17 protein-coding genes are annotated in these 23140 nt (G+C 44.3%); 12 read left to right on the plus strand and 5 right to left on the minus strand.

What is annotated here, in order from left to right; all coding sequences use genetic code 11:
* Positions 1-12 precede the first annotated feature (12 nt).
* The 6 genes from IEX80_RS07620 to IEX80_RS07645 all read left to right on the plus strand — a co-directional run bounded on the left by IEX80_RS07620 (position 13) and on the right by IEX80_RS07645 (position 11753).
* On the plus strand, positions 13-414 hold the full coding sequence (locus IEX80_RS07620) for a hypothetical protein (RefSeq protein ID WP_188832547.1): 402 nt from the start codon (positions 13-15) through the stop codon (positions 412-414).
* 116 nt (positions 415-530) lie between these two features.
* Positions 531-1673, plus strand: coding sequence for an efflux RND transporter periplasmic adaptor subunit (locus IEX80_RS07625; RefSeq protein WP_188832548.1), 1143 nt, complete (start codon positions 531-533; stop codon positions 1671-1673).
* Between the two features lie 77 nt (positions 1674-1750).
* Complete coding sequence (locus IEX80_RS07630) at positions 1751-4915, plus strand: efflux RND transporter permease subunit (RefSeq protein WP_188832549.1); 3165 nt, start codon at positions 1751-1753, stop codon at positions 4913-4915.
* A 12-nt stretch (positions 4916-4927) separates the two neighbouring features.
* Positions 4928-6373 carry a TolC family protein gene (locus IEX80_RS07635; protein WP_188832550.1) on the plus strand — a complete coding sequence of 482 codons (1446 nt, stop codon included), beginning with the start codon at positions 4928-4930 and terminating at the stop codon, positions 6371-6373.
* A 639-nt stretch (positions 6374-7012) separates the two neighbouring features.
* Positions 7013-9871: a M16 family metallopeptidase gene (locus IEX80_RS07640; RefSeq protein ID WP_188832551.1), complete on the plus strand. Its 2859-nt coding sequence runs from the start codon at positions 7013-7015 to the stop codon at positions 9869-9871.
* A gap of 439 nt (positions 9872-10310) precedes the next feature.
* Positions 10311-11753 (plus strand): DNA/RNA non-specific endonuclease, encoded by a 1443-nt coding sequence (locus tag IEX80_RS07645; RefSeq protein ID WP_188832552.1) that lies wholly within the window; start codon positions 10311-10313, stop codon positions 11751-11753.
* Between the two features lie 436 nt (positions 11754-12189).
* Here the strand turns inward: IEX80_RS07645 and IEX80_RS07650 are convergent, their stop codons facing one another.
* Positions 12190-13083 (minus strand): SMP-30/gluconolactonase/LRE family protein, encoded by an 894-nt coding sequence (locus tag IEX80_RS07650; RefSeq protein WP_188832553.1) that lies wholly within the window; start codon positions 13081-13083, stop codon positions 12190-12192.
* A gap of 213 nt (positions 13084-13296) precedes the next feature.
* Here IEX80_RS07650 and lysS point away from each other — a divergent pair, with 213 nt between their 5' ends.
* A complete protein-coding gene (lysS, locus tag IEX80_RS07655) occupies positions 13297-15018 on the plus strand; it encodes a lysine--tRNA ligase (RefSeq protein WP_188832554.1) in 1722 nt (573 codons plus the stop codon).
* Between the two features lie 234 nt (positions 15019-15252).
* Positions 15253-15471 carry a hypothetical protein gene (locus IEX80_RS07660; protein ID WP_090527160.1) on the plus strand — a complete coding sequence of 73 codons (219 nt, stop codon included), beginning with the start codon at positions 15253-15255 and terminating at the stop codon, positions 15469-15471.
* A gap of 60 nt (positions 15472-15531) precedes the next feature.
* On the opposite strand, the gene IEX80_RS07665 is transcribed toward IEX80_RS07660, so the two are convergent.
* The gene (locus IEX80_RS07665) at positions 15532-16080 is read right to left on the minus strand and encodes a hypothetical protein (RefSeq protein ID WP_090527157.1); all 549 of its coding nucleotides are present in this window, start codon (positions 16078-16080) and stop codon (positions 15532-15534) included.
* Between the two features lie 72 nt (positions 16081-16152).
* Here IEX80_RS07665 and ung point away from each other — a divergent pair, with 72 nt between their 5' ends.
* Positions 16153-16830 (plus strand): uracil-DNA glycosylase, encoded by a 678-nt coding sequence (ung, locus tag IEX80_RS07670; RefSeq protein ID WP_090527151.1) that lies wholly within the window; start codon positions 16153-16155, stop codon positions 16828-16830.
* A gap of 107 nt (positions 16831-16937) precedes the next feature.
* Here the strand turns inward: ung and IEX80_RS07675 are convergent, their stop codons facing one another.
* Positions 16938-17408 (minus strand): Lrp/AsnC family transcriptional regulator, encoded by a 471-nt coding sequence (locus IEX80_RS07675; RefSeq protein WP_022832833.1) that lies wholly within the window; start codon positions 17406-17408, stop codon positions 16938-16940.
* 130 nt (positions 17409-17538) lie between these two features.
* Here IEX80_RS07675 and IEX80_RS07680 point away from each other — a divergent pair, with 130 nt between their 5' ends.
* Genes IEX80_RS07680 through smpB form a run of 3 tightly spaced genes read left to right on the plus strand, consistent with a single transcriptional unit; the run spans position 17539 to position 20566 of the window.
* Positions 17539-18189: a metal-dependent transcriptional regulator gene (locus tag IEX80_RS07680; RefSeq protein ID WP_176627421.1), complete on the plus strand. Its 651-nt coding sequence runs from the start codon at positions 17539-17541 to the stop codon at positions 18187-18189.
* Entirely contained in the window at positions 18186-20087 is a 1902-nt protein-coding gene (locus IEX80_RS07685; protein WP_188832555.1) for an Nramp family divalent metal transporter, read from the plus strand. Before IEX80_RS07680 ends, IEX80_RS07685 begins: the two co-directional genes overlap by 4 nt.
* 26 nt (positions 20088-20113) lie before the next feature.
* Complete coding sequence (smpB, locus tag IEX80_RS07690) at positions 20114-20566, plus strand: SsrA-binding protein SmpB (protein WP_090527145.1); 453 nt, start codon at positions 20114-20116, stop codon at positions 20564-20566.
* A 146-nt stretch (positions 20567-20712) separates the two neighbouring features.
* On the opposite strand, the gene IEX80_RS07695 is transcribed toward smpB, so the two are convergent.
* Positions 20713-21372: a protein-L-isoaspartate(D-aspartate) O-methyltransferase gene (locus IEX80_RS07695; RefSeq protein WP_188832556.1), complete on the minus strand. Its 660-nt coding sequence runs from the start codon at positions 21370-21372 to the stop codon at positions 20713-20715.
* Positions 21373-21560: 188 nt separating this feature from the next.
* Positions 21561-23102, minus strand: coding sequence for a dihydrolipoamide acetyltransferase family protein (locus IEX80_RS07700; RefSeq protein ID WP_188832557.1), 1542 nt, complete (start codon positions 23100-23102; stop codon positions 21561-21563).
* Positions 23103-23140: the final 38 nt, after the last annotated feature.

Here is a 23140-nt window from a genome sequence, read left to right on the forward strand (position 1 = left end):
ATTTTCGCAATCATGGCGCCGACGATAAAAAAAATATTCTTCGCATTATTTTTTTTCCAGCTTGCAATAGCTGTAGCCCCTGCTAACGCCGAATCAATTTTAACCCACTACAAAAAATCCGGCCCGGCTGCCGATTTAATTTCCCGTACCCATCAAAGGATCATCGGTCAAATTCAGCAGCAGGAAGTACAGGATGATTCACCCGATTCGGATACCAACGAAGCTCACCATAACCGTAACATCATACGCTTTTTACCCAGCCGGGTAAATTATTCGTCGGCACTAATGCCTGGTCAGCAGGCCTCACTTGCAGATGTTATATCATTAGTCGAAAAACGACAAAACCAGAATAAATCCATCAAAGGCTTTTTGCCTGCATATTACAATTTTCTTTTCAGGCTCAGCCCGTTCTGATCCCTTTTCCGTTTCAGATGCCCTTTGCGGCAAATCCATGTTTTATAAATCAAATTTTAACATTGGCTAATAGTACGTGATTAGCACTGCTATGCCTATAATCTATCCGGAAAAAAATGAAAAGAATCATCATTTATATACCCCTGCTGGCCATGGCTGCCGGTATACTTGTCACGGGTTGCTCATCAAAAGCTAAAACCAGTAACGAAGCCACTGCGGCAGATACACTGCAATTACCAGTGCTTACTTTAAATACAAGAGATACCGTTCTTCAAAAATCATACGTTGCCGACATCCAGGCACAGAAAAACATCGAGATCCGTTCACGTGTTCGCGGCTTCCTCGAAAAAATATACATCGATGAAGGAAAGCAGGTAAAAAAAGGCCAGCTTTTATTTAAACTTAACGACCAGGAATTTAAAGTAAACCTGTCAAAAGCTAAAGCCGCGTTAAGTAATGCCATGGCTGCTGCCAAAGCAACTGAACTCGAGGTAGCAAGGGTTAAGCTACTGGTTGACAAGAAAGTAATCTCCAAATCAGAACTGGAAGTTGCTGAATCAAAGATGAGCGCTGACCGGGCAACTATTGAAGAAGCACGCTCGATGGTGCAAAGCGCCGAAGACCAACTGGCTTACACTTACATCCGTGCGCCGTTTGATGGCATCATCGACAGGATACCGCTTAAATCGGGTAGTTTGATTGATGAGGGAACCCTACTTACAAGTTTATCGGATATCAGTTCGATGTATGCTTATTTCAGTTTCCCTGAAAATGAATACCTGCAATACATCCGCAAAAAAGAATCGGCACCGGGCCAAACAAGTGATAAGGTTAAACTGGTATTAGCCGATGGGCTGGACTTCCCCTACCAGGGCGAAATAGAAACTGTAGAAGCAGAAATTGAACAAAAAACAGGTTCTATCAACTTCAGGGCGAAGTTTCCTAACCCTAACAAGCTGTTAAGGCATGGCGCTACCGGTAAACTTTTTATCTCTACTAAAGCCGATAGCGTGATCATGGTGCCACAGCAGTCGGTGTTTGATATCCAGGATAAAAGTTACGTATACATAGTCGACAAGGATAATAAACTACATATGCAAGCCTTTTCGCCGCAAACTCGTTTTTCTACCTATTACATTGTAAAAGACGGCTTAAAGGCAGGCGACAGAATCTTGTACCAGGGAGCGCAGAACGTACGTGACGGCATGATCATTAAACCAGGGAAAATGGCAAAAGATTCGTTGCTGGCAATGAAATAATTTATTGCTGATGTTTCCTTTTTCCGGCTGCGTAAAACGCGCGGCACGGGTTTATTGTACACTTACCCTAACAAACTATGTTCGAAACTTTTATAAAGCGACCAGTGCTGTCGCTTGTTATCTCATTGATAATTACCATGCTGGGTGTGCTGGCGTTGATAACGCTGCCCGTTACCCAGTTTCCTGATATTGTACCGCCATCGGTAACAGTAACGGCCAACTACACCGGTGCCAATGCCGAGGTGTGCGCCAAAGCTGTGGCTACCCCGTTGGAACGCGCTATTAACGGTGTGCCCGGCATGACCTACATGTCGACCGTTTGCAGTAACGATGGCTTAACGGTGATCCAGATCTACTTTAATGTTGGGGTTGACCCCGACCAAGCCGCGGTTAACGTTCAAAACCGCGTAGCCACCATTATTGACGAAATGCCGGAAGAAGTGATCAAAGCCGGTGTTACTACAGAAAAAGAAGTAAACAGTATGCTGATGTACCTGAACATCATGAGCCAGGATACCAGCATGGACGAAAAATTCATCTATAACTTCACCGATATCAACGTTTTACAGGAACTTAAACGAATTGATGGTGTAGGCCGTGCCGAGATCATGGGCGCCAAAGAATACTCAATGCGGGTATGGCTTAAGCCAGACAGGATGATGGCCTACAAGGTATCAACCGATGAGGTGATAGATGCCATCCGTGCGCAAAACGTTGAAGCCGCACCGGGTAAAACCGGCCAAAGCTCAGATAAAACCCCTCAGATGCTGCAATATGTATTGCGCTATCCGGGTAAATTCTTTGAGCCAAAACAATACGAAAACATTGTGATCCGTGCCGAGGAAGACGGTTCGGTATTAAGATTGAAAGAAATTGCTGATGTTGAATTCGGTTCCCTAACCTACAGTATGGTATCCAATACTGATGGCAAGCCTTCGGCATCAATCATGATAAAACAACGCCCCGGTTCTAATGCCCGCGAGGTGATCAACAACATTAAAACCCGCATGGCCGAGCTTAAAGAAAGCTCATTTCCGGCCGGGATGACCTTTAACGTAAACTATGATGTATCACGCTTTTTGGATGCATCCATACATGAAGTATTACGTACGCTGGTTGAGGCTTTCATCCTGGTTTTCATTGTAGTATTCATTTTTCTGCAGGATTTCCGGTCGACGTTAATTCCCGCCCTGGCTGTACCTGTAGCTCTCATCGGTTCACTGTTTTTTATGCAGATGCTGGGGTTCTCTATCAACCTGCTCACGCTCTTCGCCTTGGTGTTAGCCATCGGTATTGTGGTAGATAACGCGATTGTAGTAGTTGAAGCCGTGCACGTAAAAATGACCGAAAACCACATGAACGCCATGGATGCCACCATCAGCGCCATGCGCGAGATCAGCGGAGCTATTGTGGCTATCACACTGGTCATGTCGGCTGTGTTTGTTCCGGTCGCCTTTATGTCGGGGCCTGTTGGAGTATTTTACCGGCAGTTTTCGCTTACGCTGGCTATTTCCATTGTGATATCGGGCGTCAATGCTTTGACGCTGACCCCTGCCCTTTGTGCCATCATGCTCAAGCACAACCATGCGCCTAAAAAGAAAAACCTGATGCAGCGCTTTTTTGGCGGTTTTAATGATAAATACAACAGGTTACAAGGCAGGTATGCAACCTTCATGACCTACCTTTCGCCGCGCAGGGGTATTACTTTGATATTGCTGGCGGGCTTCTTTATCCTTACCTGGGGAACCAGTGCTATTTTGCCAACGGGCTTTATCCCAACTGAAGACCAGGGTATGCTTTACGTGAACGTAACCACCCCGGCAGGTGCTACAGTTGAGCGTACCGAACAGGTGCTGAAAGAGATTGAAGCCAAAACCAAATCGATGAAATCTATAGAATCGGTTTCAACCCTTTCGGGTTACAGCTTGGTGAATGAGATTGCCGGTGCATCGTACGGCATGGCCATGATCAACCTTAAACCATGGGATGAGCGCAGTGAATCATTAGACGATATCATCGCCGAACTAACCGCTAAAACGAAGAATATCGGCGATGCATCTATTCAGTTCTTTCCCCCGCCTACCGTACCGGGCTTTGGTAACGCCAGCGGTTTCGAGATAAGGGTACTTGATAAAAGCGGCCAGGGCGATTTGCAGAAAGCTGCCGATGTAACCAAAAACTTTGTAAATGCGCTTAACGCTTCACCGGAAATTGCCGGGGCATTTACCAGCTTCGATCCTAACTTCCCGCAGTATATGATCTCTGTCGACCAGCAAACGGCAGCCCAAAAGGGCATTACGATTGATAAAGCCATGTCGACCCTGCAAACGTTGATGGGGAGCTTCTATGCTTCCAATTTCATCCGTTTCGGGCAGATGTACAAAGTGATGGTACAGGCCTCGCCCGAATACAGGTCGCGCCCGGAGGATGTACTTAACCTGCAGGTTAAGAACGATAAAGGCGAGATGGTACCTTTCTCCACCTTCATTAAAATGGAAAAAGTATTTGGCCCCGAACAACTTACCCGCTATAATATGTACACGTCGGCCATGGTTACCGGCGATGCAGACAAAGGCTTCAGCAGCGGCGATGCCATTAAAGCCATTGAACGTATTGCTGCCGAAAAACTGCCGAAAGGCTATGCCTTTGAATGGTCGGGTATGACGCGCGAGCAGATCCTTTCAGGTAACCAGGCTATTTACATCTTTGTGATCTGTTTGATCTTTGTTTATCTGCTGCTGGCTGCCCAATACGAAAGCTTTTTGCTGCCGCTTCCGGTTATCCTTTCATTGCCTACAGGTATTTTCGGCGCGTTCTTCTTCCTGAAGATCACCGGGCTCGAAAACAACATTTATGCCCAGGTGGCACTGGTAATGCTTATCGGCTTGTTAGGTAAAAATGCCATCCTTATTGTTGAGTTCGCTATCCAGCGGCAAAAAGAAGGATTGAGCGTGCTAAAAGCCGCTATTGAAGGTGCAGTATCCCGTTTACGGCCAATCCTCATGACCTCGCTGGCGTTCATAGCCGGTTTGATCCCGCTTTGCGTAGCCAGTGGCGCCGGCGCTATGGGTAACCGTTCTATCGGTACCGCTGCTGCCGGAGGGATGCTGATGGGAACTATTTTCGGATTGATCCTTATTCCGGGTTTGTATGTCATCTTCGCCGGTTTGGCCGAACGAAATAAAAAGAAGAAGCCGGGCACAGAAGTAACTCATCATGAGCTCGATATCGTTAATAATTAATTAATATCTGCAATGCTAAAAAAAGCAATTTTCTATATATTTAATACGGCACTTTTGGTAGTGATCATGGCCGGCTGTAAAAGTTACAAACCGGTCACGGGCCAGGAAGTGGCTGCTAATCTGCCATCGTCATTCAATAACAGTACTGATACGGTAACAATTGCGGCCTTACCAATAGGCCAGTTTTTTGCCGATCAGAGGCTCGTTAACCTGATTGACACAGCCCTTAAAGCAAACCCTGATTTGTTAAGCGCCCTGCAAAGGGTTGAAGCCGCGCGGGCCAATCTACGGTTCAACGCCTCAAAGCTTTTACCTACCATAAACCTGGCCGCCAACGCAGGGGTTGAAAAATATGGTGATTATACCCAAAACGGCGTAGGTAATTACGACACCAATTTTTCAAATAACATCAATAGCGATCAGCATATCCCCAATCCTGTACCTAACTATTTCCTGGGCTTTCAAAGCTCGTGGGAGGTTGACCTTTGGGGCAAGCTAAACAACCAGAAAAAGGCCGCCTTTGCCCGTTTCCTGGCCAGCCAAAGCGGATATCGCCTGGTAACAACAGCCCTCACTGCCCAAATTGCAGGGCTTTATTACCAGTTACTGGCTTACGATACCGAATTAGGCATCATCAAAAAAAACATCAGGCTGCAGGAACACGCCCTGGAGATCGTTAAAATCCAAAAACTGGGTGGCCGCGCTACGGAGTTGGCTGTGCAGCAATTTGAAGCGCAGTTGGCCCGTACCAAAGGTTTGGAGTTTACCACCCGCCAGCAGATCACCGAAACCGAAAATCAACTCCGCTTTTTAACCGGAAGTTATACCGGCATGGTAACACGGGACACCTCTATCATGAAAACGAAACTACCGGTGGTTGTTGGTACAGGAGTTCCATCGCAAATGTTACTGAACCGCCCGGATATCCGAAGTGCGGAGCTGGAGCTTACCGCCATGAACGCGGATATCAAAGCGGCAAGGGCAAACTTTTTCCCTACTTTAACTTTAACTCCTTATGTTGGCTATAACAGCTTCAGGGCAAACCTGTTGTTTGATCCGGCTTCGTTTACTTATGGTATTTTAGGGGGCATCACCGCTCCGATTTTTAACCGCAAAGCAATCAAAGCCGAATATGAGCGGACTATAGCTGAACAGAAAATAGCGGTGTACAACTATCAAAAAAGTATCCTTTCCGGTTTCCAGGAAGTAAAGAATAATTTGAGCGGGATAGAGAATTTTAACCGCGCTTTTGAATTTAAACAACAGGAGCTGCAATCGCTAAACAATGCCTTGTCTGTAGCTAACGATCTGTACCTTGTTGGCCGGGCCAATTATTTAGAGATCATCACAGCCCAGCGCAGCGTACTTGACGCCGAGCTTGAACTGGCCGGTATTAAGCGGGATATTTTCTTAAGCTCGGTTAATTTATACCAGGCTGTGGGCGGTGGTTGGAGATAAATAGATAGATAACATTAATAGAAAAAGGGTACTTATTTAGGTACCTTTTTTGTTTCTATGGGTCATCAAAAGCGTGGAAATGTGCGATTCCCCTCTTGAGAGGTTGTAGGGCGTGTTTCAGCATTTTTGCTAAACACGCAGCAGAAACACCCTTGCCGTCGCTCTTTTCCTGCGCGCCGCCTCTCTGCCCACAAAATTGTTGCGTATAATCAGCAAGGCGTTTGTTTTGCCCCTCTGGGGCAAAGGATATTTCTATTTTTCAGCTACAAACCTTTTGCACCTCTGGTGCACCTGTTTTTAAGCGCGTCTAAAGTAATACCGGTCTGTTAAATAGTAAAAGTCCCCCAGAGGGGGAAAAGGTTTGTAGAATAGCATCCTACCCTTATCCGAACCCCAGAGGGGTTCAACTAACCTGATTACTAAATTGGCAACAGCTATTTGACCATTATTTTGCGGGTGAGCTTAAACTTTCAGGGAGGGAATTGAAAAATACACGCCACACCCGTCACAAATCCATTACACAAATCAAATTACATCGCAATAATATTAACCAGTAGTATAAATTGCTTAATATAGTGGTTCCGGTGTTTACCAAACGAAGCACCGGTTGACTGACTAATACTTAAACAATTAACACAAATGATCAAACTTTTAAAGCATGCATTGATCACTCCATCAATTGCTGTACTGGCGTTTAACGCGGTTGCCCAAACCGCCGCGCAACCAAAGCTTATTGAAAAGGTTACCCGTAAGGGAACCGAGCTGGTGATCCCCTATGAAAAATATGTATTACCTAATGGCCTTACGGTTATTTTGGCCGAAGACCACTCCGATCCGCTGGTTCATGTGGATATCACCTATCACGTAGGTTCGGCACGTGAGGAGATCGGTAAATCAGGCTTCGCCCACTTTTTTGAGCACATGATGTTTCAGGGGTCAGATCATGTAGCCAATGGCGATCATTTTAAGATCATCACCGAAGCCGGCGGTACCCTAAACGGTTCAACTAACCGCGACCGTACCAACTATTATGAAACCGTACCCGCCAATCAGCTGGAAAAAATGCTTTGGCTGGAGTCGGACAGGATGGGCTTCCTGCTCGATGCTGTCACCCAACAAAAATTTGAGGTGCAGCGTGCAACCGTAAAAAACGAACGCGGGCAAAACTACGATAACCGCCCATACGGTTTAGTTAGCCAGTATGCATCAAAAACACTTTATCCATACGGCCACCCATATTCATGGCTTACCATTGGCTATATTGAGGAGCTGAATAAAGTAGGCGTAAACGATCTTAAAAACTTTTTCCTGAGATGGTACGGCCCTAATAATGCCACGCTAACCATTGGCGGCGATCTTAACCCAAAACAAACCCTTGCCTGGGTGAGCAAATATTTTGGCGGGATCCCAAGAGGTCCTGTGGTAAAGAATATGTCTTTACCTGCACCTGTGTTAAAGGCCGACAGGTATGTATCCTACACGGATAATTACGCCAAGTTCCCCTTGTTATCTGTAAGCTATCCGGGCGTAAAGATCTATGATAAAGACATGTCGCCTCTTGATGCTTTATCGGCCATCATCGGCCAGGGCCGTAACTCTATCTTTTACAAAAACTTTGTAAAAACCCGTAAGGCGGCACAGGCCACCATGAGTTCATCCAATACCGAACTGGCCGGTGAGATCAGCATGCGGGTTGTACCTTTCCCTGGTCAAACTTTAGGTGATGCAAAAAAACTGGTAGATGAATCCTTAGCCGAGTTTGAGAAAAAAGGTGTAAGTGATGATGACCTGGCCCGCTTTAAAGCCACTGCCGAAGCCGATTATATCAACAGTTTATCGAGCGTAAGCGGTAAAGTATCTGAACTGGCGCAGGCACAAACCTTTACCGGTAACCCCAACCAAATTGGCCGCGAACTTGCTGCTATCCGGGCGGTAACCAAAGAGGATGTAATGCGCGTTTATAACCAGTACATTAAAGGTAAACCGGCGGTAATATTAAGCGTATTGCCTAAAGGCGGTAACCTGCAACCTGTAGCACCCGATAATTTTACTGTTGATACCACAGGTTACAAAGCACCGGATTATGGCTATAATGGTTTAACCTATCACAAGCCTAAAGATAGTTTTGATCGTGCCGCAAAACCGGGCGTTGGCTCTAACCCGGCCATTAAAGTTCCGGCTATATGGTCGGCCAATACACCAAATGGCATCAATATCATCGGTACTCAAAATAACGAGATCCCATCGGTATCTATGTCGATCTCTATTAAAGGCGGTGGTTTGTTTGCCATCAACAACCCATCAAAAGCGGGTTTGGCAGGTATTGTCGGCCGTATGATGAATGAAGAAACCCAGAAATACACTGCCGAAGATTTCAACTCCGAACTGGATAAACTGGGCAGCAGTATCACTTTTTATGCCAGTTTAGATCAGATTGATGCTGAGGTATCGTCGCTTACCAAAAACCTGGGCAAGACAATGTCCCTGCTCGAAGAAAGGTTATATCACCCGAAATTTACCCAGGACGCGCTCGACAGGATCAAGAAGCAAACTTTGGAAGGCTTTAAACAAGCTAAAACCCAACCTGCAGGCGTAGCCAGCACAGTTTACAGCAAAATCCTTTATGGTACCGATAACGTACGCACTTACGCCGCGGGCGGTAATGAAGAAACTGTTGCAGGTATAACATTGCAGGATGTTCAGGACTATTACGATAAAAACTTTTCGCCATCGTTAACCAAAATTGTTGTGGTAGGCGATGTTAGCGAGGCATCTGCAAAAAGCGCGCTCGCTTTCCTCAATACCTGGAAGGATAAAAAGGTGACCATCCCGGCTCCTGCTGAGGGTAAAACATTTGATAAAACCACTTTATACCTGGTTGATATCCCAGGCGCGGCACAATCTGAGATCCGTATTGGGTATCTGGATAAACTAAACTATGATGCAACAGGCGATTATTATAAGCTGAACATAGCTAACTACATTTTAGGAGGCGCTTTCAACAGTCACATCAATCTTAACCTGCGTGAGAAAAAAGGCTGGACATATGGAGCCCGTTCATCTTTCAGTTCGGGTAAATATGGCGGCGACTTCACCGCTTCGGCCGGCGTATTGGCTACGGCTACCGATAGCTCGGTGGTTGAGTTTATGAAGGAGATCACCAACTACCAAAAAACCGGGATTACACCCGAAGAATTGAAGTTCACCCAAACTTCTATCGGCCAGAGTGATGCCCGTCGTTATGAAACCAACGCCCAAAAAGCGGCGTTTTTATCGCGCATCCAGGAGTACAGCCTTAAACCTACTTTTGTTGACGAGCAAAGCAAGATACTATCGACCATTACTCCCGCCGAGATCAATGGGCTTGCTTCAAAATACCTCAATCCCGACAACATGATCATTTTGGTTGTTGGCGATAAGGCAAGGATCTATCCGGGCCTGCAAAAACTGGGCTACCCGATTGTTGAGCTTGATGCTGATGGCAAGCCAAAGCAATAAATTAACCTAACAACAAGCGGATAAATCCCTTATACCCTAACCGGTATAAGGGATTTTTATTTAAAAAACCAATCCTTTACAGTTTAGCACCAACCCTGCAGGTGTTATTTATGCCGCTGCTTTGCAACTGAAAAGTTACCATTCAAAACCTATTTACTAACATTGATTTAACCTAAATTGAATACACAAAGTTCAATTTTGAAAGGTTGATATAGTGCTTATGGCAACTGCCAAAGCCGGTAATGGTAATATTTAAGTTTTAACTGTTAGCGTGCAAGCACTGCACCGGCCTTGTAATGGCACAATAATATCCCAACAGGAGCATGTGAATGCGTATTCCTGTTTCTTTTAGTTCCCCTAAATCTTTCCGGTTTTAAAATTTACGCAGCGTAAACGCATTTGCTATGTATTGTATCTATCTATCATAAAAAACAACATTATGAAAATTAACAACCTACTTATTGGCCTGGGTTTAGCTTTAACCTTTGCCGGATGTTCCAAAGACCTTAAAAACTCGCCTACCCCGCCCAAAACCGGCGATACTACAGCAAGCCCTCCTGCCCCGGTTCCTTATTCCATTACCGAAGGTTTTGAACAGGGAAGCAAAACCGCCTATGCAGCAGCCGATGTAACCCTGAGCACCGGAAGCTGGAATTTTAGCGATGCGCTGATAGGCAATCTCGCTGCCGACCTTAAAGATGGCAGTAAATCTGTAAGGCTCCGTACCGGGGATATCGCGATGAATTTTGATATCAAAGGCCTTACTACGTTATACATTAAACACGGTAAATATGGCAGCGATGCCACATCGACCTGGCAGTTGCTAATGTCGACCGACGGCGGGGCGAATTACACGCAGGTAGGTACCGATATTACTGAAACCAATACCACACTGGTAACCGACTCATTTAAAGTGAGCGTTACGGGTAAAGTTAGGTTTGAGATCAAAAAAGCTGGCACAACCCGCATCAATATTGACGATATTACCTTTAAGGGTACCGGCGATCCGGGCATCACCGTTGGCATACCCGATACAGGCGGCGGCGATACTACCGGCACATCAAACTCAGCAACACCAAGGGACGTTACCGCCGGTGCAGACGCCCCGCCTACAAGCGGCGATAACAGCAACCTGCTTTTTGGCAACCCCTCCAATGCCCTTTCAACACTGGCATCTAAGGATAACTACCTGATAGACCAGAAGTATTACGTAGAATCATACAACGCCACCAAAGGCGAACCAAACTGGGTAAGCTGGCACCTTGACGCGACCAATACCACCAATGCGACTGGTCGTTTGGATAATTTTGCCGGCTGGAGCGGGATTCCTTCCGGCTGGTACCAGGTAGAAAGCAACAGCTATTCGGGCAGCGGGTTCGACAGGGGGCATAACTGTCCCTCGGCCGATCGTACCAGTTCAGCCAACGCTAACTCATCAACCTTCCTGATGACCAATATGATACCACAGGCACCGCAAAATAACCAGCAAACCTGGGCCAATCTTGAAAATTACCTGCGCGAACAAGTGGCAGCCGGCAACGAAGTTTATATCATTATGGGGAGTTACGGTACAGGTGGAACAGGTTCAAACGGGACTGCCAGTACCATCAATAATGGCCACGTAAATGTACCCAGCAACGTTTGGAAAGTCGCCCTGATCATCCCCAAAGGTGACGGCGACGTTGCGAGGGTTACCGCTTCAACCAGGGTTATCGCGGTAAACACCCCTAATGTTAACACCATCAACTCCGACTGGACCAAGTACATAACAACTATCAAAGATATTGAAACAGCAACCGGTTATACCTTACTGTCAAACCTGCCAACTGCGGTTAGGACAGCGCTTGAAGTTAAGGTAGATACCGGTGCTTCGGGAACATAAGAAATTGGTAATTGAAAAAGGAAAGCCGGGAGTGTAAATATTTCCGGCTTTTTGTTGGCTTTTTCGCGGGTGTTCAATTTTTGAAAAACGGGTGTTCAACTTTCAGAAGCCAAATATTACAACACATTGAGTATCAGCACTAAGATGTTCAAATTTCGCCATTGGACATTTCTTGATATTTATAACACATTGATTATCAATGGATAAAATCCAGGCAAAAACAAGAAGTGTTCACACTTTTAAAAATTGAACACCAGGTGTTTGTCTTGCTAAATATTTAAATCCTGTGAACTCCAAAGGTGAAATGACAAAGGAGGCCTGTCAGTCTGAACTTGTCGAAGACTCGCGCGCAGAGGCCCGCCCACCATGCTTCGACAAGCTACCCATGACCCTTACTTTATTTTGTCATGGGTATACTGATAGTATAGTGAGCGGATCAATCCACTCCTTTTACATTCATTTTAAAGGTGTAAACTGCCTTTGATGCGGTTATAAATAATACGTCTTTGTTTTTGCCGCCGAAGCAAATGTTGGCAGTCCATGGTTCATCGATATCGATGTGGCCAATCTTTTCGCCTTTGGGATTAACAATGGTAACGCCTTTGCCGCACATATAAATATTGCCATGCTCATCTATCGTCATGCCATCGCAGCCCGTAGCTATAAACAGGGTGCGGTTAGATAATGTACCATCTTTATTGATATCGTAACGATAGGTTTTGTTATCGCCGATATCGGCTACATACAAAGTCTTACCATCCGGCGTACCGATGATGCCATTGGGGCGTACAAACTTATCATCGACCATAACAGCCGGTGCTTTTCCTTTGGCCAGGAAGTATAATTTTTGCCCGTCAAGGTCGGGTTGTTTGCGGGTCCAGTAATCTCGTTGATAGTAGGGATCTGTTATGTAGATGCCCCCGTCCGGGCGCACCCAAACATCATTAGGGCCGTTAAACTTATGCCCCTGATAATCTTTCAGCAAAATAGTAACCTTTCCTTTAGGGCTGATAGACCAAAGCTGATCATCGGCATCAGCACAGCTAATGAGGTTGCCTTTTTTATCAAAATACATCCCGTTTGAGCGGCCAGCGCTATCCAGGAAAACAGAAAGCTTGCCATTGGTATCATATTTCCAGATCTTGTTGTTTGGCTGATCGGTAAAAAACACATTGCCTTTTTTATCGACAGCCGGCCCCTCGGTAAAGGAGAATTGTTTGGCAACCAGTTGGGGTTTTGTATTGGGGTCGTACAAATTGGCATCGGTTTGTGCAAACACTTTAACAGAGAGCGCCGATATCAATAAAATGAAAGTAGAGACTTTTTTCATGGTTTACGGAATGTTATAATGGTTTTGCTAAAGTAATATGTTTTTGAGACCGATTATTTTAAAGGAGTAAAATATTTGATACAAGTGGTAGTTTTGTAGGATTGAAGATAAACCCACCTGACTACGCTTACCAAACACATTTTTGATCGGTGTGATAGCGTGATAACTTAAAAAACCTTACTTTTGCACCTTTATTAAAATACCGTACATCACATGAGTATTGCATTATCCGAACAGGAGATCATTCGCCGCAAATCTTTACAGGAGCTACGTGCACTGGGAATTAACCCTTACCCTGCCGAAGCTTTTAATGTTAACGCCTGGGCACAGGATATAGCCGATAATTTTAAGGATAAACCCGAGGCCTACCAGGATGTTGTAATTGCCGGCCGCATCATGACCCGTCGTATTATGGGCAGCGCTTCTTTTGCCGAACTGCAGGATTCAACCGGTCGTGTGCAGATCTACCTGAAACGCGATGATATTTGCCCTGGCGAGGATAAGACCTTATATAATACCGTATTCAAAAAACTACTGGACATTGGCGACTACGTTGGCGTAAAAGGCTATGTGTTTCTTACTCAAACAGGCGAGATCTCGGTTCACGTACGTGAGCTGGTTGTGCTTTCAAAATCTCTGAAACCGCTACCAGTTGTTAAGCGCGAAGAAGACGGAACTATCCATGATGGTTTTACCGACCCTGAACTGCGTTACCGCCAGCGTTACGTGGATTTAACGGTTAACCCCGATTATAAACAAATTTTCATCAACCGCTCAAAAGTGATCAGCGCTATGCGCGGTTACTTTAATACCCAGGGATGGATGGAAGTGGAAACCCCTATTCTGCAGCCTGTGCATGGTGGTGCAGCGGCCCGTCCGTTTGCTACGCACCATAACACGCTGGATATGCCCTTGTTTTTACGTATTGCCAACGAGCTTTACTTAAAAAGGCTTATCGTTGCCGGCTTTGACGGTGTTTATGAGTTTGGCAAAATGTTCCGCAATGAGGGCATGGACCGCACCCACAACCCGGAGTTTACTGCCATGGAAATTTATGTAGCTTATAAAGACTATATATGGATGATGGCTATGGTTGAGGAATGCCTGGAAACTGTTGCCAAAGCAGTTCACGGAATCCCGGTTGTGCAGGTTGGCAGCAATGAGATCAACTTTGCAGGCCCGTACGAAAAATTATCGATGTATGACTCGATCCTGAAATACACCGGTATTGACGTATCTGCAATGGACGAAGCAGGCTTACGCGAGGTTTGCGAAGAACTAAAAATAGAAGTAAACCCAAGCATGGGCAAAGGCAAACTGATCGACGAGATTTTCAGCGCTAAAGTTGAGCATCACCTGATCCAGCCTACTTATATTACCGACTACCCTATCGAAATGACCCCTCTTGCCAAAAAGCACCGTACTAAAGAAGGTTTGGTTGAGCGTTTTGAGTTATTCGTAAATGGTAAAGAGATAGCAAATGCTTACTCGGAGCTGAATGACCCTATCGACCAGCGTGAGCGTTTGGAAGAGCAGCTGATCCTGGCCGGTCGCGGTGATGACGAAGCTATGGCCATGGATGACGATTTTTTACGTGCGCTTGAATATGGCATGCCGCCAACATCTGGTTTAGGTATCGGTATCGACAGGCTGGTAATGCTGATGACCAATCAAAGCACCATCCAGGAAGTATTGTTCTTCCCGCAAATGCGCCCGGAGAAAAAAGCTAAAGTAGCTACCGCCGATGATTTTATAAATATTGGCGTACGAGCCGAATGGGTACCGGTATTGAATAAAATGGGCTTTAATACCGTTGAAGAATTAAAAGCAGCTAACCCCAACAAGGTATTTAATGATCTTGGCGGGATGCGTAAAAAACTAAAACTCGATATTACCATGCCAACCAAAGAAGAGGTAATGGCTTGGTTTGAATAATTGAACCTTGATTTGTAGGATTTTCGGATTACCCTGATATTTAATAATGGCCTGCTTCGTGCAGGCCATTTTAGTTTATAATCAATCGTAAAATCTTTCAATCAAGAAAATCAACGCAATCAGCGTAATCCCTCCATTCAGCGGTTATAATTTCTTAACAAAAGCTTAAAAAAAATAATACTTTCATTTAAAAAGAGTTAGCTATTATTGTAATAAACATATATTACAAATATCATGACCAACTCAATATTAGAGATCACCGAAAACGAATACCTGATCAAACTTAACAGGAGCAATTTTAACCTGTCGTTCATCAGGAGTTTATTGAAACTTGTTGAAGTGGCCAATCCGTCTGAAGAATCTGAATATTCATCATACACAGACAGCTACGTTCAGCCTTATCAAAACCATTCAGCAACGCCTGATTATTTCAGCGCCATTGAAGAAAAATAAAAGGGACGCGGTTTTCGCGTCCCTTTTATTTTTATCCCTTTTTCTTACCTGTTCTTTTTCTTAGAACTGACGATATCCACCTCTTACTACTTGCTTATCCATTTGAGCTAATTGGCCTTTCATCATTTTAATTTGTTCGGTAAGCAATTTGTTCTTATCATCTTTTGAAGCTTCTGACAAATACATTTGCGCCTCGCGCTTGTTACGCTTAGCCATTGAAATGCCGGCCAGGCTCAACTTCGCCAAAGCTATATTGTGCGACATTTTCATACCCAGCGACAGAGCTTTCTTAAAGTATTTCTCTGATTTCATTGGCGCCTTGCGTGATTCGATCAAACCGATCAGCAAGTTGTAGTAACCGTGCTGGTTTTTGTGAAGCTGTTTTTCGTAATCGGTAATTTTCAACAACCATACTTCCGACTTTTCAGAATTTTCCTTACGTAAAAAATACTGGGCGATGATCATATTCTCGTTAAAGAAGAAGCTAAGCAGTATAACACCGCCCATTAACAGAACAAAAATACCCCATCCCCAAAAACCGAATGCACATAGCGCAACCGCCGCACCCATCACTACACAAGCAATAACTAACCGAACAATATTTGACATAATTTTGTGATACTAATATTAGCGCAAATATCTGTTTATTTGTACGCTTAATCAACTTCTATCTAAATATTTATGGCGATTGCATTACCACCATCATGGCTTGAGGTTTTACAACAGGAATTTGACAAACCTTACATGATAAAACTTAAACAATTTTTAAAAGAAGAGCAGCAATCAGGGCAAGTTGTTTATCCCAAAAACGGCGAAATTTTCAATGCTTTCAATACTACACCTTTTGATGATGTTAAAGTTGTTATATTAGGGCAGGACCCTTATCATGGCGCTCACCAGGCCCATGGTCTTTCCTTTTCAGTACAAAAGGGCATTGCTATTCCCCGATCATTGATAAACATTTACAAAGAGCTGCAAAACGATATTCCCGGATTTAAAATCCCCGCACATGGCAACCTCGAAGAATGGGCTAAACAAGGTGTATTGTTACTGAACGCTACATTAACCGTTAGGGCAGGCAATGCAGGTTCGCATCAAAAAAGAGGATGGGAAGAATTTACCGATGAGGTAATCAAAACCATTTCCGATAAAAAAGAAGGCATCGTGTTTATACTGTGGGGAGCCTTTGCCCAATCAAAAGCGGTTTTGATTGATGAGAAAAAACATTTCATTATTCGCTCTCCCCACCCCTCGCCTTTCTCAGCCGATCGCGGTTTTTTTGGCAGCAAACCATTTTCAAAAACTAACGAGATCCTGAAAAAAGAAGGTAAAAAAGAGATTGACTGGCAAATACATTAGGGGAAAGAATCAAGACGGCAAGAGTCAAGAAATCAAGATTTAAAAAAGTTTGAAACTAAAAAGAGTCAAGAAATGAAAGATATTTAATCCTTCTTCTTGACTCTTATCTAATACTCCAGCGGCACTATAGGCTCTTTTTTACTGGTAGACATGATCATCATGGTTTGGAATGTTTTAACCACAGTAATGCGGCTGATCTTTTCCATGATGAGTTGCTCGTATGATTTGATGTCGCGTACGTATACCTTTAACAGAAAATCACACTGCCCGGTGACGTGATGACACTCAGTTACTTCTTTAATATTCTTGATCTCATCCAAAAAAGTTTGAATGGTATTTTTTTGATGAAAATCAAGGGAGATCTGGATAAAGGTTTTGATTCCTAATCCTAACTTCTCTTCATCTACCAGTGCATGATAACTTTTTATGTATTCGGCGTTCTCAAGTTTACGCACGCGTTCAAGAGTAGGTGCTGGCGAAAGCCCTATCTCGTTAGACAACTGGAGGTTGGTTATCCTTCCGTTTTCCTGTAAAATCTTGAGTATTTGTAGGTCTATTTTATCTAATTCGGCGGCCATAGTTGTATGCAAATATAGTATTTTCCTTGCTTCGCAAAATTTAATTTTTCGTTAAAGTACTTCAACGAAAACATATTTCCTAACGTTTATTTTTTTAGATTAGTCTAAATTTTTTATTAGATTTGTTTAAATGAATACTTTAGCCGAGGAAAACTACTTGAAATCCATCTATCATCTCTCTGTAAATGATGGAAATGCAAGTACAAATCAAATCGCATCCTCGCTAAATACCAAAGCGTCTTCGGTTACCGACATGCTAAAAAAACTTGCTGAGAAAGCGCTCATCAATTACACCCCTTACCAGGGAGTAAGCCTTACCCCTTCCGGCGAGAAAATAGCGATAAGCATTATCCGCAAACACCGGCTGTGGGAGTACTTTCTTGTAGAGAAACTCAATTTTAAATGGGACCAGGTTCATGACCTTGCCGAAGAGATGGAACATATCTCGTCTGAAGAGTTAATTGACCGCCTTGACAAGTTTATGGGTTATCCAAAACATGACCCACACGGCGACCCTATACCTGACTGTAATGGCCGTTTTAACACGCACGAGTTAAAACCGGTTTCGGCAGTAACAGTTAACCAAAGCGGTATAATTTCAGGCGTACGCGACCATAGCTCATCCTTTTTACAATACCTCGATAAAAAACAGCTTACCATCGGCTGCAAAATAATGATCACTGATATTATTGAATATGACCATTCGGTAGTGGTACAAACCGGCAATAAAGAAGTGCATATCAGCCGCGAAGTAGCCAACAACTTGCTTATAGCCCTATGAACAATACACACAACGAATCTTTAGGCAATGTACACGGATCAGTAACCACCGAAAACAAAAACGGCTGGCGTAAGCTGATGGCTTTCCTGGGCCCGGCTTACCTGGTGAGCGTAGGGTATATGGATCCTGGAAATTGGGCAACGGATATCGCAGGCGGCAGTGCTTTTGGATATAAGCTGATCTGGGTATTGTTTATATCCAACATGATTGCCCTTCTGCTGCAGTCACTGGCAGCCCGGTTGGGGATAGTGCGCGGGCTCGACCTTGCACAGGCTTCCAAAAATGCCTATCCTCGTTTTGTAAACCTTTGCCTGTATATACTGGCACAAATAGCCATTATAGCATGTGACCTGGCCGAAATTATTGGCATGGCGATTGGGTTAAAGCTGCTGTTTCACCTGCCGTTAATCTGGGGTGTATCGCTTACCATTACCGATACCGTGCTAATGCTCTACCTCATGAATAAGGGTATGCGCAAACTCGAGGGCTTTATCATTTCGATGATCTTTATAGTCGGTCTCTCCTTTTTAGTCGAAATGTTTATCGTTAAACCCGATGTAATAGAGGTAGCAAAAGGTTTCATTCCCGGCAACCTATTTAAAGGTGATAAAATAAGCCAGCAAATGCTTTATATAGCTATAGGCATTATTGGCGCTACGGTAATGCCACACAACCTGTATCTGCATTCATCACTGGTGCAAACCCGCCAAATAACACGTACCGAAGAAGGCTTCAGGGCGGCGATTAAGTTTAACCTTTTTGATACGGTTATAGCCCTTAACCTTGCTTTTTTTGTAAATGCGGCTATTTTGATATTAGCAGCAAGCGCCTTTTTCAGGAACGGTTATTTTGAAGTAGCGGAGATCCAGGATGCATTCAAGCTGCTGGAGCATATTTTCGGTGCAATAGCGCCTACTTTATTTGCCATAGCGCTCATTGCCTCGGGGCAAAGCTCAACCATTACCGGTACACTTGCCGGGCAAATCATTATGGAAGGGCATATTAACCTGCGAATAGAGCCCTGGTTACGCCGCCTGCTTACCCGTGTATTGGCTATTGTACCAGCAGTGTTCACCATACTTTTTTATGGCGAGGAAGGTTTAGGAAAACTCCTGATCTTAAGCCAGGTTGTATTAAGCCTTCAGTTGGGTTTTGCGGTAATCCCACTCATCCATTTCACCTCCGACCGGAAAAGAATGGGCAAGTTTACTATCAATTTCCAAACAAGGGCATTGGCCTGGGCAAGCGCCGTGTTAATCGTTGCCTTAAACGCCAAACTGGTATACGAACAAATTGGCGATTGGGTAAATACCACATCCTCACCGGTTTGGATCTATGCTATTGTGGTTCCGAGTGTTATCGGAATTGGAATTTTGTTAATCTATGTTTTTATACGTCCGTTGCTGTTTAAACATTATGACCGACCTACTTTTGTACCACATGGTATAGCGAATGCCATCACCGAGCTGGATGCCATAACTTACAGCCGCATCGCCGTAACAATTGACTTTTCAAAAAATGACACCGAATGCCTGCGCCATGCCATTATGCAGGGTGGAAAAAAGGCAGGTTATACATTGATACACGTTGTTGAAACTGCCGGCGCCCGTTACTATGGCGGCCAGGTGCTGGATAATGAAACCCAGATTGACTTTGATAATCTTGACAAATACGTGTGCACCCTAAAAAACCTTGGCTACAGCGCACAAGGCCAGATTGGCTACGGCAACCCGGCCAGTGCTATTGCCGAAATTGTGAAAGACGAGAATGTTGATTTCATTGTCATGGGCTCGCATGGGCACAAAGCTTTGAAAGACCTCATATTTGGCACCACTGTAAACTCTGTAAGGCACAAGGTTAATGTGCCAGTACTGGTGGTAAAGCCACAGTCAAACTAATTTTGTAAGTTTGCGGCTGAATAATTATGAGCCAGGATAACATCTATATAAAAAATAAAAAAGCCTACTTTGAGTATCATATACTTGATAAGTATGTGGCAGGCATACAGTTGCTCGGTACCGAGATCAAGTCGATAAGGCAGGGGAAGGCTAACATTAATGACGCTTTTTGTACATTTATTAATAATCAGTTATATGTACGCAACCTGCATATCTCTGAATATTCATTCGGCTCGTTCTATAACCATGAAGCCAAGCGCGACCGTATCCTGCTGCTAAATAAAAAAGAACTCAAGAAACTCCAGACCCGTGGCGAAGAACGTGGATTAACTATAGTTCCGCTGGCACTATTTATCAGCGAGCGCGGCTTTGCCAAACTTGAAATTGGCCTTGCACAAGGCAAAAAGACATATGATAAACGCGAAACCATGAAGGAGCGCGATACCAAAATTGAACTGGACAGGGTGATGAAAAGATAGTCGCCCCCCAGCCCCCTAAAGGGGGAGGTTAAGTGCATAATTGATCAAATATTGAAATAATAACAAGGCCCGGGTTTAAAAATCCGGGCCTTGTTGCTAACATGCTGCTAATCAAAAGTTCCCCTTTTAGGGGGTTAGGGGGCGATTTACCAGGCTTTATCCCCTACCAAAGGCACAAACCTGAAGGTATCCAGCACAATCTTTTCATAATCGTTTTCACCTACCTTTAAAATTGTAACCATTTTTTGGGTTTCCTCATCACCAACCGGGATAACCAGGATACCGCCTATTTTTAATTGCTTTAACAGCACGTCGGGTACGGTAGGCGCTCCGGCAGTTACAATGATCTTATCATAGGGCGCATATTCGGAAATACCGATAGAGCCATCCCCCAGAAAAAAATGAGCGTTATACCCCATTTCATTAGGCAATACATATTTAGTGCGGTGGTAGAGCTTTTCCTGCCGCTCGATAGTATAAACGGTAGCCCCAAGCTCAAGCAGTATGCAGGTTTGATAGCCCGAACCTGTGCCTATTTCAAGAACTTTATCTCCCTTCCGGATATGCAGCAATTCGGTTTGATAGGCCACAGTATATGGCTGTGAGATGGTTTGCCCCTCGCCTATCGGGAACGCAATATCCCTGTAAGCCTGGTTCCAGAAAGTTTCATCAAAAAAGCAATGACGTTTTACCTTACCAATAGCCTCTAAAACGTGTTCGTCACTAATTCCTTTTTTTCTTAAAACATCAACCAATCTTTTACGGGCGCCCTGTTCGCGGTAATTATCAATATACTTGTAAGCCATTTTCAAAGGCAAAGTTAATACGAATTTTCACAGCATTTGGGGCTTATATATGATTTAAGCGGGTTTTAATGCCTGGAGCTGTTTATGTGCTTCATTCATAAAAATTTAAAATTTATTTTTTAAACAGCATGATCCTAAAACAAGGAAGACCGGGTTAATTAACCCGGTCTTCCTTATATAGTAAAGAATTACACCTCTCTGCTATTATCCCACTTTTCCAGATAATCAGCCACACGCCGTACAAACGAGCCACCTAAGGCACCATCTACAACGCGGTGATCATATGATAATGAAAGGAACATCATGTGGCGTATAGCGATCATATCGCCTTCTTTTGTTTCAATAACAGCCGGTTTTTTCTTGATAGCGCCGACAGCTAAAATAGCTACCTGCGGCTGATTAATTATAGGGGTACCCATTACGTTGCCAAATGAGCCAACGTTGGTAATAGTAAATGTACCCTCTTTCACATCATCGGGCAGTAACTTGCCGTTACGCGCCCGGTTTGCCAAATCATTAACGGCCTTAGTTAAACCAACAAGGTTTAGCTCATCAGCTTTCTTTATTACCGGCACAATAAGGTTGCCGTTTGGTAAAGCCGTAGCCATACTGATATTGATCGCGGCTTTTTTAATGATTTGCGTGCCGTTAACCGAAACATTGATCATCGGGAAATCCTTAATGGCTTTCGCCACCGCTTCAATAAATATAGGTGTAAAGGTTATTTTTTCGCCTTCGCGCTTTTCAAAGCTATTTTTTACTTTTTCGCGCCATAATACCAGGTTGGTTACATCAGCCTCAACAAACGAGGTAACATGAGGCGATGTTTGCTTGCTCATTACCATGTGGTCGGCAATCAAACGGCGCATCCTGTCCATTTCTATGATCTCATCACTGCCGGATACAGAAACAGCCGGAGCAGGCTGCTGCTCAACAGGGGCAGTTTTTGGCGTTTCCGTTTTTGCAGGTTCTGGAGCCGCAGTAATTATTGGTTGCGGCGCCGGTTCAGCAGCCGGTCGTGCTTCTTTAGCAGGCTCAGCAGTTTTTACAGGTTGCCCGGCAGTTTGAGTAGTAAACGACTCAACATGAGCTGACGGATGCGTATTTGGAACTGATGAAGTTTTTGCCTGCAGATAGTTCAGCAGGTCGTCTTTGGTTAAACGGCCATCCGACCCCGTCCCGGGGATGCTGTCCAACTCCCCGATACTGATACCTTCCTGTGTGGCAATATTTCTTACAAGGGGCGAATAAAAACGCCCTTCGGATTTAAATACCGGAGCAGCAGGCGAACTTTTTTGCTCAAGCTGATCAATCCCGGGAATATCCGATAAATTTTCCGCCTGAATTTCGCTCAGTTCCGGTTCAGGAGTTTTTTCAACTTCTTTAGTCGGAACAGTTTCGTGATAAGTTGAGTCTGCTATTTTTGGTTCTTCGGAAGGTTGTGGCGCAACCTCTTCAGGCTGGGCAACTATCGGTGCAGTTTCAGGCTCATCAGTTTCAATTATAGCTATAACCGCGCCTACCTGTACAACATCATTTTCTTTATACAGTTGTTCAACTAACTTACCTGCTACAGGCGAAGGTACATCAGAATCGACTTTATCGGTAGCGATTTCCATTACCGCGTCATCGGCATTTACCTTATCACCCGGATTTTTAACCCATTTGATAACGGTTGCCTCAGCAACGCTCTCCCCCATTTTTGGCAATAACAGCTGGTATCTGGCCATACAGTAGAATATAGTTTAACCCCAAAATTATGTATTTA

Source organism: Mucilaginibacter rubeus (assembly GCF_014643835.1).
Lineage (GTDB): Bacteria > Bacteroidota > Bacteroidia > Sphingobacteriales > Sphingobacteriaceae > Mucilaginibacter > Mucilaginibacter rubeus.